Origin of the sequence: Rhodopseudomonas sp. BR0G17 (assembly GCF_010907025.1) — a bacterium.
Taxonomy (GTDB): Bacteria; Pseudomonadota; Alphaproteobacteria; order Rhizobiales; family Xanthobacteraceae; genus Rhodopseudomonas; species Rhodopseudomonas palustris_H.
The window spans coordinates 102181-115073 of record NZ_QUML01000013.1; the positions used below are offsets into that span (position 1 = coordinate 102181).

Consider the following 12893-nt stretch of genomic DNA (forward strand, 5'->3'; position numbering starts at 1 on the left):
AACAAGCGGGGTCAGATGATCGGAGGTCCCGCCTGCCATTGCCGGATGGCATCGAACGGATGAATCAGCATGATCACGTTGAGGGTCAGATTGTCGCGGATGTGCAAGCCGACCAGCACTTCGAACAGCACCGCGATCGCGACGGTGGCGGCAATCGGCAGCCAGCGTGCGAGCAGGAAGCCAGAGATCATCGCAAGCGTATCGGCGACCGAATTGACGATGCTGTCGCCGTAGTAATCGAGCGAGATCGTGCCGGCGCGGTAGCGCTCGATGATGAAGCTCGAATTCTCCGCCAGCTCCCAGCCGCCTTCGATCAGTGTCGCCACGATCAGCCGCGCGGTCCACGACCAGCGCCGCAACAGCAGCCACGTGCCGGCATAGAACAGGAAGCCGTGGATGATGTGCGAGAACGTGTACCAGTCGGTGAGGTGCTGCGAGTTCTCCGAACTCTGCACCACGCCGTGCCACAGCTTGACGGTGCCGCAGGTGCAGATTGGCACCCGTCCCATCGCAAACAGCGCGGTCGCCTGGACGGCAAGCAGAGCCAGGACGACGGCCAGTGCCCAGCGGACCGGCAGGCCGGCCGCTGACGACATCAGCCGTTCGGCCCCGGCCGCGCTCATGCGGTCAGCGTCTCGAGCGTGAGATTGCCGTTGGTGTAGACGCAGATGTCGGCGGCGATGCCGAGCGACTTGCGCACGATGGTCTCGGCGTCCTGATCGGTGTCGATCAGCGCGCGGGCGGCGGCCAGCGCATAATTGCCGCCGGAGCCGATCGCCATCACGCCGGCCTCGGGCTCGAGCACGTCGCCGGTGCCGGTCAGCACCAGCGACACGTCCTTATCGGCCACGATCATCATCGCTTCCAGCCGGCGCAGATACCGGTCGGTGCGCCAATCCTTGGCGAGTTCGACCGCCGCGCGGGTGAGCTGGCCGGGGTACTGTTCGAGCTTGGCTTCGAGCCGCTCGAACAGCGTGAAAGCGTCGGCGGTGGCGCCGGCGAAGCCGCCGATCACGTCGCCCTTGCCGAGCTTGCGGACCTTCTTGGCGTTGGCCTTGATCACGGTCTGTCCGATCGAGACCTGGCCGTCGCCGCCGATCACGACCTTGCCGCCCTTGCGCACGGTCAGAATGGTGGTGCCGTGCCAGACCGGGGGGCCGGCGTCTGCCGAAGAGCTATGAGGTGCCATGGAGTTCCTTTCGCGAGCGCTGATCTAGGCACGGCCGGGCGGCGATGCAATTGCTCTCCGGGAGGCCGCCGGAGCGGCCAATCCGCTCACCATAGGACGAAGATCGGCCCCGCTCCGCAGCTGGCGCAGTAGCGAAGGTGTCACCGGCCTGTTAAAAGACCGGCGTTTTTACCGGAGAGCCCGCTTCATGCGCACGGCGACGATCAAGCGCAAGACCAAGGAGACCGACATCGAGGTCACGGTCGACCTCGACGGCACCGGTGTGGCCAACGCCGCCACCGGGATCGGCTTCTTCGACCATATGCTCGATCTGCTCGCCAAGCATTCGCGGATCGACATCACCGTCAAGGCGGTGGGCGACCTCCATGTCGACTTCCACCACACCACCGAGGACGTCGGCATCGCGCTCGGCCAGGCGGTCAAGCAGGCGCTCGGCAATATGGCGGGCATCAGCCGCTATGCCAGCATCTTCATGCCGATGGACGAGACCCTGACCCGGGTGGTGGTCGACGTATCGGGCCGGCCGTTCCTGGTGTTCAAGGCGGACTTCCCGCGCGACAAGATCGGCGAATTCGACACCGAGCTGGTGCGGGAGTGGTTTCAGGCCTTCGCCATGAACGCGGGCGTGACTCTGCACGTCGAGACCCTATATGGCGAGAACAGCCATCACATCGCCGAATCCTGCTTCAAGGGATTGGCCCGGGCGCTGCGCGCGGCGGTCGCGATCGATCCCAAGACGGCCGGCGAAGTGCCCTCGACCAAGGGGCAGCTCGGCGGCTGATCGCCGTCGGGCGGCGGAGACAAGTCCATGCCGGTGTTCACTGTTCATGCCCCGCGGGCGGACGACGACGAGCTGCAGCAGGCTGCGCCCGATCAATTCCGCTTTGTCCGTGATGGCTTTTACGTCTGGGCCTTCGTGTTCGGCCCGTTCTGGCTGCTGTACCGCCGGCTCTGGCTGGCGACGCTCGGCTATGTGGTGGTGATCGCCGTCTCCGCGGTGGGGCTCACGGCGCTGCATGCCGGAAGCGGCACCCGGTTCGTGGTCGCACTGCTGCTCGCCAGCCTGCTCGGGCTCGAGGCCGGCAGCCTGTGGCGCTGGACCCTGGCCCGCCGCGGCTGGCAGTCCGTTGGCGTCGCGGTCGGCGAGGACCGCGAGATCGCCGAACGGCGGTTCTTCGATCGCTGGGTCGCAGGCCAGCCGCAACCGGTCAGCTTCACCCTTCCGGTCGACCGCGGCGCGCCGCCGCCGGCGCGCAGCATTCCGCTGCCGGCGTCGTCGATCCATGGCGACATCTTCGGCTCGTTCCCGAATCCCGGAGGCTCGCGATGAGCGTCGCGATCATCGACTACGGCTCCGGCAACCTGCACTCGGCGGCGAAAGCATTCGAGCGCGCGGCACGGAGCATGGAAAACCCCGAACCGATCCTGGTGACCCGCGATCCGGACCAGGTGTTTCGGGCCGATCGCGTCGTCCTGCCGGGCGTTGGCGCCTTCGCCGACTGCCGCAAGGGGCTGGATTCGATCGACGGTATGGTCCAGGCGCTGAACGAGACGGTGCGGGTCAAGGCCCGGCCGTTCTTCGGCATCTGCGTCGGCATGCAGTTGATGGCGACCCGCGGCAAGGAGCACGTCACCACCGACGGGCTGAACTGGATCGCCGGCGACGTCGTCAAGATCGCGCCCAATCGCGAGGATCTGAAGATCCCGCATATGGGCTGGAATACGCTCGATCAGATCCGCGAGCACCCGGTGCTGGACCGGCTGCCGCTCGGTTCGAAAGGCCTGCACGCCTATTTCGTGCACTCCTTCCACCTCGCCGCCGAACATGAAGGCGACGTGCTGGCGCGCGCCGATTACGGCGGGCCGGTCACTGCCGTGGTTGGCAAGGACACCGCGATCGGTACTCAGTTTCACCCCGAGAAGAGTCAGCGCTTCGGCCTGGCGCTGATCTCGAACTTTTTGAAGTGGAAGCCGTGATTCTCTTCCCCGCGATCGATCTCAAGAACGGCCAGTGCGTGCGGCTCGAACAGGGCGACATGGCGCGCGCCACGGTGTTCAATCTCGATCCCGCCGCGCAGGCGCAGAGCTTTGCGGCTCAGGGCTTTCAGTACCTGCACGTGGTCGACCTCGACGGCGCCTTCGCCGGCAAGCCGATGAACGCGCAGGCGGTCGAAGCGATGCTGAAGGTGGTGTCGATGCCGGTGCAGCTCGGCGGCGGCATCCGCGACCTGAAGACGATCGAAGCCTGGCTGTCCAAGGGCATCGCCCGGGTCATCATCGGCACCGCCGCGGTGCGCGATCCGGCGCTGGTGAAGGAAGCCGCCAAAGCCTTTCCGGGTCGTGTCGCCGTCGGTCTCGATGCCCGCGACGGCAAGGTCGCGGTCGAGGGCTGGGCCGAGAGCTCGCAAGTCACCGCGCTCGACATCGCGCAGCGGTTTGAAGACGCCGGCGTGGCCGCCATCATCTTCACTGACATCGCCCGCGATGGCCTGCTCAAGGGCATCAATTGGGACGCGACCATTGCGCTGGCCGAGGCGATTTCGATTCCGGTGATCGCCTCCGGCGGTCTCGCCTCGATCGAAGACGTCAAGACGCTGCTCAGCCCGCGCGCCAAAAAGCTCGAAGGCGCGATCGCCGGGCGGGCGCTGTATGACGGCCGGCTCGATCCCACTGAGGCGCTGGCGCTGATCGGCGCCGCCAAGGCGGCCTAAGGAGCCGGCGATGTTCAAGGTCCGCGTCATTCCCTGCCTCGACGTCAAGGACGGCCGAGTCGTCAAGGGCGTCAATTTCGTCGACCTGCGCGATGCCGGCGATCCGGTCGAGGCGGCGATCGCCTATGACGCTGCCGGCGCGGACGAACTCTGCTTTCTCGACATCACCGCCACCCATGAGAACCGCGGCATCATGCTGGACGTGGTCCGGCGGACGGCGGAAGCCTGTTTCATGCCGGTGACGGTCGGCGGCGGCGTTCGCACCGTCGACGACATCAAGACCCTGCTGCGCTCTGGCGCCGACAAGGTCTCGATCAACTCCGCCGCGGTGGCGCGGCGCGAATTCGTCAAGGAAGCCGCCGAGAAGTTCGGTGACCAGTGCATCGTAGTGGCGATCGACGCCAAGCGGGTGCCGGGCCGCGACCGCTGGGAGATCTTCACCCATGGCGGCCGCAAGGGCACCGGCATCGACGCGATCGAATTCGCCCAGGAAGTGGTGTCGCTCGGCGCCGGCGAGATCCTGCTGACTTCGATGGACCGCGACGGCACCAAGTCGGGCTTCGACATTCCGCTGACCCGGGCGATCGCCGACAGCGTCGGCGTCCCGGTGATCGCCTCGGGCGGCGTCGGCAATCTGGACCACCTGGTCGACGGCATCCGCGAAGGCCACGCCACCGCGGTGCTGGCGGCCTCGATCTTCCATTTTGGTGAGTACACTATTCGTCAGGCCAAGGATCATATGGTCCAGGCCGGGCTGCCGATGCGGCTCGATCCCTAGCGTAACGCGGCGAGGGGCGGTACTCTCGCACCAAGAACCGGCAGAGTTAGCGTATGGCCCGTTTCACCCTTCATGATCTCGCCGCGACGGTCGATGCCCGCGCGGCGTCCGGCGGCGAGAGCTCCTACACCAAGAAGCTGCTCGACAAGGGCCCTGAGCACTGCGCCAAGAAATTCGGCGAAGAGGCGGTCGAGATGGTGATCGCCGCGGTCGAGAACGATCGCGGCCATCTGATCTCCGAGACCGCCGACGTGCTGTTTCACATGCTGGTGCTGCTGAAGTCGCGCGGCGTGAAGCTCGAGGAAGTCGAGGCCGCGCTGGCGCAGCGCACCTCGATGTCGGGCTTGGAGGAAAAGGCGTCGCGCAAGCGCGACTGACGGCATCGGCCGCACAGGGCGGCCGCAATAACAATAAATCCCGCCACTCAAAACCAAGGCGAAGGGCCCGCGAGATGGACGCAAGGTCGGATCTGCACCACTACAACCCGTACCGGGTGTTCTCGCGGGCGGAATGGGCGAGCATGCGTGAAGACACGCCGATGACGCTCGATGCCGCCGAGGTTGCGGCGCTCCGCTCGATGCACGACCGGCTCGATCTCAGCGAGGTCGAAGAAATCTATCTGCCGATGTCGCGGCTGTTGTCGATCCATGTCGCGGCGATGCAGCAGCTGTACTACGCGCAGCGCCGGTTCCTCGGCGTGGTCGAGCGCAAGATGCCGTTCATCATCGGCGTCGCCGGATCGGTGGCGGTCGGCAAGTCGACCACCGCGCGCGTGCTGCAGGCGCTGCTGGCGCGCTGGTCGCCGCGCCCGACGGTCGATCTCGTCACCACCGACGGCTTCCTGCATCCCAACGCGGTGCTGGAGCGCGCCGGACTGATGCAGAAGAAGGGTTTTCCGGAAAGCTACGATCTGCCGGCGCTGCTCGGCTTTCTGTCCGACATCAAGTCGGGCCGCCGCAAGGTCAAAGCGCCGATCTACTCGCACCTCACCTACGACATCGTGCCGAACAAGTTCACGGTGATCGACCGCCCCGACATCCTGATCGTCGAGGGCGTCAACGTGCTGCAAACCGGCCGGCTGCCGCGCGACGGCAAGGCGGTGCCGGTGGTATCTGACTTCTTCGATTTTTCGGTGTATCTCGACGCCGACGAGCCGGTGCTGCGCGACTGGTACGTCCGGCGCTTCCTGGCGCTGCGCGACACCGCGTTCCACGATCCGCGGTCGTACTTCCATCGCTACGCGGTGCTGTCCGACGAAGAGGCGACAGCGACCGCGATTGCGATCTGGGAACGCACCAACTTGGCCAACCTCGAAGACAACATCCTGCCGACCCGCCCGCGCGCGACGCTGATCCTGAAGAAGGGCGCCGACCACGTCGTGGATTCGGTGGCGCTGCGAAGGTTGTAGTCCTCGCCGGTTACTCAGCGTCATCCGCGGGCTTGACCCGCGGATCCATCGCGCGCGCAAGCGCGCGTGACGATGTGTTTTCTCGAAGACGATGGATTGCCGGGTCAAGCCCGGCAATGACGGACGTGTCGGGTGGATGCACCCTGCTACGCCGCGTGCCGTGAAGCATCGGCGCCGAAATGCTCGATGTATCGGGCGCTGATCGCCGAGACCGGCAGGATGATCAGCACGTCGGTGGTGCCGAACTGATAGTCGATCACCGCGCCTTCGCCGATCGTGGCGCCGAGCCGCAGATAGCCTTTGATCAGCGGCGGCAGTTCGCGCAGCGCGGCCTTCTGGTCGATCGCGTCTTTGGGCAGCCGGTTCATCTCGACATAGCGCGACGGATGTGCGCGGGCGCGCCAAGCCTCAGGCGCCGGCGCGTAGTGATGCAGGAACGACAGCGGCAGCGCCAGGCGATCCGGATCGGTGCCGTCGAAGCTGGCGCAGCCGAGCATCACGTCGACGCCGTGCTGGCGGACGTAGGTCCAGATGCCGTGCCACAGCAGCTCGACGGTGCGCTTGTTACGATACGGCGGCAGCACGCAGGAGCGGCCGAGTTCGAGAAAGCGCAGCTCCGGATGCCGGGTGATCAGTCCGCCGATATCGAATTCGCTCTCGGTGTAGAAACCGCCATTGCGATTGGCGACGTCCTGACGAAGCAGCCGATAGGTGCCGACCACCGGCTGCTTGCCACTCAGCGACGGCTTGGCGGCGTGATCGACCACCAAGAGGTGATCACAGATCGGATCGAAGGCGTCCTTGTCACGCCGGGCCAGCATCGTCGGCGCATCGGCGATCGCGGTGCCGTCCTTGTAGAACACCCGGTAGCGCAGCTTCTGGGCGCGCTTGACGTCCTGCTTGGTCTGCGCGAGCCGAACTTCGAGCGGCCCGAGGCGGCCGAGCGTCGCCGGCGACGGGCCGATCGGCTTGCCGGTCTCGGCCAGCTTGAGCGCGGGCTTGAACCAAGTAATTGCGGTTTGCGCGGCGGCTCCGGCGGTCTCCGGGCGCAGCAGCTTAATGAATTTCTTCGAACGGGCGAGATGGTCGGTGTGCATGGCGTCCTCGCGACCGCACCCGTCCCGTAACGGAATCGCCGCGGCCTGATCGCACCAACAATCATGACCGTTCAACAGCGATGTGACGCGATGATTGCCGAACGATGACATCGCCACTGACTTTGTTGTTAGCAGCGGCATTCGGTATTTACTTGCCGCGTCAGGCGGTTTGGTGCGCGGCGGATACGTTCGCCAGAATTTCGGCGAGCTTGTCGGGATCGACCGGTTTGATCAGGAAGCCATCCATCCCGGCCGCCAAACAGGCTTCGCGATCCTCCGCCAGCGTGTTGGCCGTCAGCGCCAGGATCGGCACCCGCTGCCTTGCGCGTTCGGCTTCCAGCGTCCTGATCTGGCGGGCTGCTTCCAGCCCGTCGAGGATCGGCATCTGCACGTCCATCAGCACCAGATCGAATGGCGTGCCGGTCTTGTCAGCAGCACCCCACGCCTCTACGGCACGGCGGCCGTCACCGACGATCTCGGCGCGGTGGCCGAGCCGGTGCAGCAGCGCGCGAATCAGCAACGCGTTGATGTCGTTGTCTTCGGCGACAAGGATGGCGAGCGATTCACGCGTGACTACTGGCGGCGTGTCTTGGAGCGTCGGCGGATCGCCGTCCGCGATACTCGGCGCCGCGACCTCGACCGGTGCGCCGAGCCGTGCGGCCAGCGTGGCGGCGCGGAGCGGCTTCACCAGATAGCCGGTGAATGCGGCCGGAAGGTTCGGTAGCAGCTCGTGCCGTGCCGCCGGCGTCAGCATCACCAGGCGATGGGTCGCGTGCGGCTGAGCTTCGCGCGCGAGGGTCTCGATCGCGTCCGGCCCGAACGCATGATCGATCAGCACCGCGTGCCAGTCGCGCTCCGGCAATCGGGTCATTGCGGCGGCGATATCATCGCATAGGCAGGTCTCGGCGCCCCAGCGTCCCAGCCGCCGCGCGCCCAGCGAAGCTTCGACCCCATGCGGCGAGACGATCATCACCGAGCTGCCATGCAGATCCGGCGGCGCGAAGGTCGCGGCTGCGCGATCGTCTTCGGCTGCGCTCAGCGGCAGCGTGATGGTGAAGGTCGAGCCCTGCCCCGGCTGACTGTCGAGTGCGATGCGGCCGCCCATCGCCGTGACGATGCGGTCGCTGATGCTGAGGCCGAGACCGGTGCCGCCGAAATTGCGGGCGATGCCGGCGTCCGCCTGCTCGAACTCGCGGAAAATCCGCGCCTGGGCCTCCGGCGCGATCCCGATCCCGGTGTCGCGCACGATCACGCGCCATTCGCCGGCCTCGCCCGGCTCGGCGATCAGCGCCACCCCGCCGGATTCGGTGAACTTGATGGCGTTGCCGCACAGATTGAGCAGCACCTGCCGCAGACGCGCCGCATCGCCGATCAGCCGCGCCGGCAGCCGCTCGTCGACATCGGCGGCGATCTCCAGCCCGCGCGCCTGTGCCCGCGGCGCCAGGAGTTCGGCCACGTCTTCGATCAGGCTGCTCAACACAAACGGATCGGAGTCGAGTTCGATTTTGCCGGCCTCGACCCGCGCGTAGTCGAGGAGTTCGTCGGTCAGGGCCAGCAGCGCCTCGCCGGAGGTCTTCACGGCCTTGGCGTAAGTTGTCTGTTCGGGGCTGAGCGGCGTATCGAGCAACAGCCGGCTCATACCGATGATGCCGTTCAGCGGCGTGCGAATTTCGTGCGACGCCATCGCCAGCAGCCGCGACTTTGCGCGGCTCTCCGCCTCGGCGCTATCGCGAGGCTCAATCACCGCATTCCGGCCGCCGTGCTCCGGCGACCTCGCTGTGGCCGTGTCACGTAAATCGGTGAGCAGGCGCAGGCGGCTGCGCATCCGCCGCAGCCGCATCGTCTGGATCGCCAGCGCCAGGCAGGCCAGCGCGAACAGGAAGCTGGTGCCGATCGCGAACGTATGCGGATCGTAACCTGAGATCTCCGGACGGCTGCTGAAGAGTAATCCATAGGCGCCGCCGAAACCGGCGGAAAACGCTGTGACGGCGCGGCCCGCCATCGCGATGCGCGGATGCCGGCGCGTCCATAAGCGCAGCCTCGACCTGATCCGCAGCTTCCCCGTCATCGCCGCTCCAACATTTGCCGTTGTCCGGCAACGCGGAAACATGCGCTTGGGGTGCTGCCATCAGGTTGAAAGTTGCGCAGAATCGAGTTGGTGCTCCCAACAAGGTTGATGGTGCGTTAACCGCGCTTAAGCCGCGCGACGCTGATCGTCGGCCAGCGCGCGATACGACAATGCTTCGGCCAGATGGACGCGGCCGATGCGGTCGCAGCCGTCGAGATCGGCCAGCGTGCGGGCGACCCGCAGCACGCGGTGATAGCCGCGCGCCGACAGCCGCATGGTTTCGGCGGCGTCATGCAGCAATTTCAGCCCGGCCGTATCCGGCTGTGCGGTCGTCTCCAGCACTGCGGCGGGGGCTTCCGCATTGGTGCGGATCTGCGGCAGCCCGATCGATGCGTAGCGTGTCCGCTGCACCTCGCGCGCCGCAGCGACACGCGCTGCGACGTCGGCTGAGCCTTCGGCCGGCGGCGGCAGGATCAGGTCGGCAGCACTCACCGCCGGCACTTCGATTCGCAGATCGATGCGGTCCATCAACGGACCGGAGATGCGCGATTGATAGTCCGAGGTACAGCGATCGATCCGGCCGCGCTTGCACGCAAAGCCCGGTTCGAAGGCGTGGCCGCAGCGGCATGGATTCATCGCCGCCACCAGCATCACCCGCGCCGGATAGGTGACGCGATGGTTGGCGCGCGAGACGGCGACTTCACCGGTTTCGAGCGGCGCCCGCAGCGAATCCAGTACGCGGGGATCGAACTCCGGCAGCTCGTCGAGAAACAGGACGCCTTGATGCGCGAGTGAAATCTCGCCCGGGCGCGCCTTGATGCCGCCGCCGGTCAGCGCCGCCATGCTGGCGGAGTGATGCGGCGCGCGAAACGGCCGCCGCGCCGTCAACGCGCCATCGCGGATTTCGCCGGCGACCGAGGCGATCATCGAGACTTCCAACAGCTCGGCTGGTGACAGCGGCGGCAGGATCGACGGCAGCCGCGCTGCCAGCATCGATTTGCCGGCGCCTGGTGCCCCGATCATCAGCAAATGATGCCCACCGGCCGCGGCAATTTCGAGCGCGCGCTTGGCGCTCTCCTGGCCCTTGATATCGCGCAGGTCGAGCATTGAGGCTTCGGCTTCCCGGACCCGCGGCTGCGGCCGCCCGAGCAGTTGCGAGCCCTTGAAGTGATTGGCGATCTGGATCAGTGAGCTCGCCGCGATGATCTGGATGTCGGGGCTCGCCCAGGCCGCCTCGGAGCCGCAGGCCGCCGGGCAGATCAGGCCGTGCTCGCGCGCATTGGCTGCGATCGCCGCCGGCAAGACGCCGGCCACCGGTGCGATCGAGCCGTCGAGCCCGAGCTCACCGAGGACGGTGAAGCCTTCGAGCGCGTCGGCCGGGATGGCGCCGATCGCCGCCATCAAGCCGAGCGCGATCGGCAGGTCGTAATGGCTGCCTTCCTTGGGCAGATCGGCGGGAGCGAGATTGACGGTGATCCGCCGCGCCGGCAGCGCCAGTCCCGATGCGATCAGCGCCGACCGCACCCGCTCGCGCGCTTCCGACACCGCCTTGTCGGCCAGCCCGACCATGGCGAAGGCCGGGAGTCCAGGCGACACCTGCACTTGGACATCGACGCTGCGCGCCTCGATGCCTTCGAACGCCACGGTGGATACGTGCTGGACCATAACGCCCTCTCCGCAGAGCAACGAGGCTAACCGCGGCGCAGTCGCTGCGCAAGAACATTAAGGGAACAAACCGGCGGGGCCTTCCCCCGCCGGTGTCGTGTCAGGCGCTGTTCTTGGTGCGGCTTTCAAGCGCGATCTCGGTCAGGTCGACCTCGAGCCGCGCCATCATCAGCAGTTGGACCGCCGATGAGATGCCGAGCTCTTCGGCCTGCTCAATGGCGCGGTTGATGGTCGAGGCCAGCGCGTCGATGCAGACCGCGTGCTGCTTCAGCGGTGGGTTCAGCGTGATCGGCCGGGCGCCGCGCGGTTTGGAAGGGGCGTTCATGAAATCACCTGGAATTCCGGAAGCGAATGACGACGGATGGCTTCGAGCCCACGCCATTCCAGCGTCGGGCCGGGTACCGCGCGGCGATTGCAGATGCCGACCCAGGCGTCGTCGTCGACATCGACGATCACCGCAGTGGTCGAGAAGCCATTGATGTCCTGAGGCAGGCCGAGCGGCTTGGCCTTCCAGCCCTGGTCCACCAGCCGCGGCAGCCACCAGGTCTCCAGCACGATGGTGAAGGCCGACAGGCCGATCGACAGGCCGTATTCCATCGCGGCCGCCTGGATCACGGCTTCGGCGCGCGGGCCGCCATGCTCGCCACGCTTGCGCGGCACCACGAAGATCCGCGACAGCTCGTAGGCATCCGGCCGCCGGACCGGGCCGGCCAATGCGAGCTGCGGGAAGACGTCGCTGAGCAGCGTCGGTGACGTGGTCGGCACCATCCGCATGCCGGCGACGATGTCGTCATTGTCGACGCCGAGCAGATACACCGCGTCTTCGGTGTCGAACTGATCGATCTCGCGGCCGTCCGGCCGATCGAGCTCTTTCCAGCCGCGCTCGACGACGTAGATCTGGTGACGGATGCGGAAGTACTTGTCGAGCAGACCGGCATAGAGCGCGCGGTTCTCCCGACGGATGACATGGACCTGCATGATGCAATTCCCCTCCTGCAGTGGGTCTGCAGGCGGGAACAGTGCAGGTGCGAACGGGAACCGAACTACTGTCCGATCGGACAGGTCACAAACGGATCAGGCCGAGTGTTAATGCCTTGGCGACGGCCGCGGTGCGGTTGGCGGCATCGAGCTTGCGGGCCGCCTCGATCAGATGAAATTTCACGGTGCGCTCGGTGATGCAGAGGATCATCGAGATTTCCCAGGCGGTCTTGCCCTGGGCCGCCCACTGCAGGATCTCGCACTCGCGCGGCGTGAGCCGGTTGCGCCGGATCGGCTTAGGCCGGCTGAGCGCGCGCAGCCGACTATGTGCGTAGATGCTGACCAGCTGCATCGCGCCGCGGGCCGCCGGGCTGAGGTCCGGCTCCCGACCGGCCATGCTGATCGCCGCGCTGCCGTCGTCGTAGTGCAGCGGGATGCAATAGCCCTCGACCAGTCCGAAGTCCGCCGCGCGGGTCATGACCCGGTGGGCGGCCGGATCGCGGTCGCGATCGTAAGGCGCCTCGGACCATACGAAAGGATGAACCGTGGTGGCGCCATGACGCGGCACCGGATCGACCGCGCTGAAGTTCTCGCTGACATAGAGGTCGAACCAGTCGCGCGGCCAGCCGTTCGCCAGCGTCAGTTCGGGCAGCCCGGCGTTTCGCGACGGCAGGCCGGCCATGATGTAGGCGGTAAAACCGCAGCTCGCGATCAGCGATTCAAACCGGCTGATCAGCGCGGGCGCTTCGAGCCGCTCGACGGAATCGACGAATTCCAGCGCCCGCCGTCCCCAATGCTGATCTTCGCCGACGATCATACCGTCGCTACCTCTGATCCCATTACCAGGAACAGCGGGGCCATGTGCCTGCCGCCGTCCGACCTAACATCATTAGCTTACCGCTGCCGCTTTCACCATGCGTCCACGTCCCGGCAGCCCCCCGCGGACGTCCGCATAGTGGACGATCCTCGTAGTTGTGCGGCCACCTTTGCCGACTGGCA

At 66.5% G+C, this 12893-nt stretch carries 15 protein-coding genes; 7 read left to right on the forward strand and 8 right to left on the reverse strand.

The window, feature by feature from the left end:
* Window positions 1-11 precede the first annotated feature (11 nt).
* Both DY467_RS12630 and hslV read right to left on the reverse strand, forming a co-directional pair.
* Window positions 12-623, reverse strand: coding sequence for a DUF2585 domain-containing protein (locus tag DY467_RS12630; protein WP_164636432.1), 612 nt, complete (start codon window positions 621-623; stop codon window positions 12-14).
* A complete protein-coding gene (hslV, locus tag DY467_RS12635) occupies window positions 620-1189 on the reverse strand; it encodes an ATP-dependent protease subunit HslV (protein WP_011155876.1) in 570 nt (189 codons plus the stop codon). Before hslV ends, DY467_RS12630 begins: the two co-directional genes overlap by 4 nt.
* A gap of 187 nt (window positions 1190-1376) precedes the next feature.
* Between hslV and hisB the strand changes: the two genes are divergently transcribed.
* The 7 genes from hisB to coaA all read left to right on the forward strand — a co-directional run bounded on the left by hisB (window position 1377) and on the right by coaA (window position 6086).
* Window positions 1377-1970, forward strand: a complete 594-nt coding sequence (hisB, locus tag DY467_RS12640; protein WP_107342551.1) for an imidazoleglycerol-phosphate dehydratase HisB — start codon at window positions 1377-1379, stop codon at window positions 1968-1970.
* Between the two features lie 27 nt (window positions 1971-1997).
* Window positions 1998-2519 carry a DUF2628 domain-containing protein gene (locus DY467_RS12645; RefSeq protein WP_164636434.1) on the forward strand — a complete coding sequence of 174 codons (522 nt, stop codon included), beginning with the start codon at window positions 1998-2000 and terminating at the stop codon, window positions 2517-2519.
* Complete coding sequence (hisH, locus tag DY467_RS12650; protein WP_107342553.1) at window positions 2516-3166, forward strand: imidazole glycerol phosphate synthase subunit HisH; 651 nt, start codon at window positions 2516-2518, stop codon at window positions 3164-3166. The genes DY467_RS12645 and hisH overlap by 4 nt, the downstream gene beginning before the upstream one ends.
* Window positions 3163-3900: a 1-(5-phosphoribosyl)-5-[(5-phosphoribosylamino)methylideneamino]imidazole-4-carboxamide isomerase gene (gene hisA, locus DY467_RS12655; RefSeq protein WP_164636436.1), complete on the forward strand. Its 738-nt coding sequence runs from the start codon at window positions 3163-3165 to the stop codon at window positions 3898-3900. Before hisH ends, hisA begins: the two co-directional genes overlap by 4 nt.
* 10 nt (window positions 3901-3910) lie before the next feature.
* Window positions 3911-4678 carry an imidazole glycerol phosphate synthase subunit HisF gene (gene hisF / locus DY467_RS12660; RefSeq protein ID WP_011155881.1) on the forward strand — a complete coding sequence of 256 codons (768 nt, stop codon included), beginning with the start codon at window positions 3911-3913 and terminating at the stop codon, window positions 4676-4678.
* A gap of 53 nt (window positions 4679-4731) precedes the next feature.
* On the forward strand, window positions 4732-5055 hold the full coding sequence (locus tag DY467_RS12665; protein ID WP_011155882.1) for a phosphoribosyl-ATP diphosphatase: 324 nt from the start codon (window positions 4732-4734) through the stop codon (window positions 5053-5055).
* Between the two features lie 74 nt (window positions 5056-5129).
* Entirely contained in the window at window positions 5130-6086 is a 957-nt protein-coding gene (coaA, locus tag DY467_RS12670) for a type I pantothenate kinase (protein WP_011155883.1), read from the forward strand.
* 146 nt (window positions 6087-6232) lie between these two features.
* On the opposite strand, the gene olsB is transcribed toward coaA, so the two are convergent.
* The 6 genes from olsB to rpaR form a co-directional block, all read right to left on the reverse strand.
* The gene (gene olsB, locus DY467_RS12675; protein WP_107346383.1) at window positions 6233-7183 is read right to left on the reverse strand and encodes a l-ornithine N(alpha)-acyltransferase; all 951 of its coding nucleotides are present in this window, start codon (window positions 7181-7183) and stop codon (window positions 6233-6235) included.
* A 160-nt stretch (window positions 7184-7343) separates the two neighbouring features.
* Entirely contained in the window at window positions 7344-9251 is a 1908-nt protein-coding gene (locus DY467_RS12680) for an ATP-binding protein (protein WP_164636438.1), read from the reverse strand.
* A 126-nt stretch (window positions 9252-9377) separates the two neighbouring features.
* Window positions 9378-10916, reverse strand: coding sequence for a YifB family Mg chelatase-like AAA ATPase (locus DY467_RS12685; RefSeq protein WP_164636440.1), 1539 nt, complete (start codon window positions 10914-10916; stop codon window positions 9378-9380).
* A gap of 100 nt (window positions 10917-11016) precedes the next feature.
* Complete coding sequence (locus tag DY467_RS12690; protein ID WP_107342556.1) at window positions 11017-11241, reverse strand: hypothetical protein; 225 nt, start codon at window positions 11239-11241, stop codon at window positions 11017-11019.
* Window positions 11238-11894, reverse strand: a complete 657-nt coding sequence (rpaI, locus tag DY467_RS12695; RefSeq protein ID WP_107342557.1) for a 4-coumaroyl-homoserine lactone synthase — start codon at window positions 11892-11894, stop codon at window positions 11238-11240. Before rpaI ends, DY467_RS12690 begins: the two co-directional genes overlap by 4 nt.
* An 85-nt stretch (window positions 11895-11979) precedes the next feature.
* A complete protein-coding gene (gene rpaR, locus DY467_RS12700) occupies window positions 11980-12711 on the reverse strand; it encodes an HTH-type quorum sensing-dependent transcriptional regulator RpaR (protein WP_164573425.1) in 732 nt (243 codons plus the stop codon).
* Window positions 12712-12893: the final 182 nt, after the last annotated feature.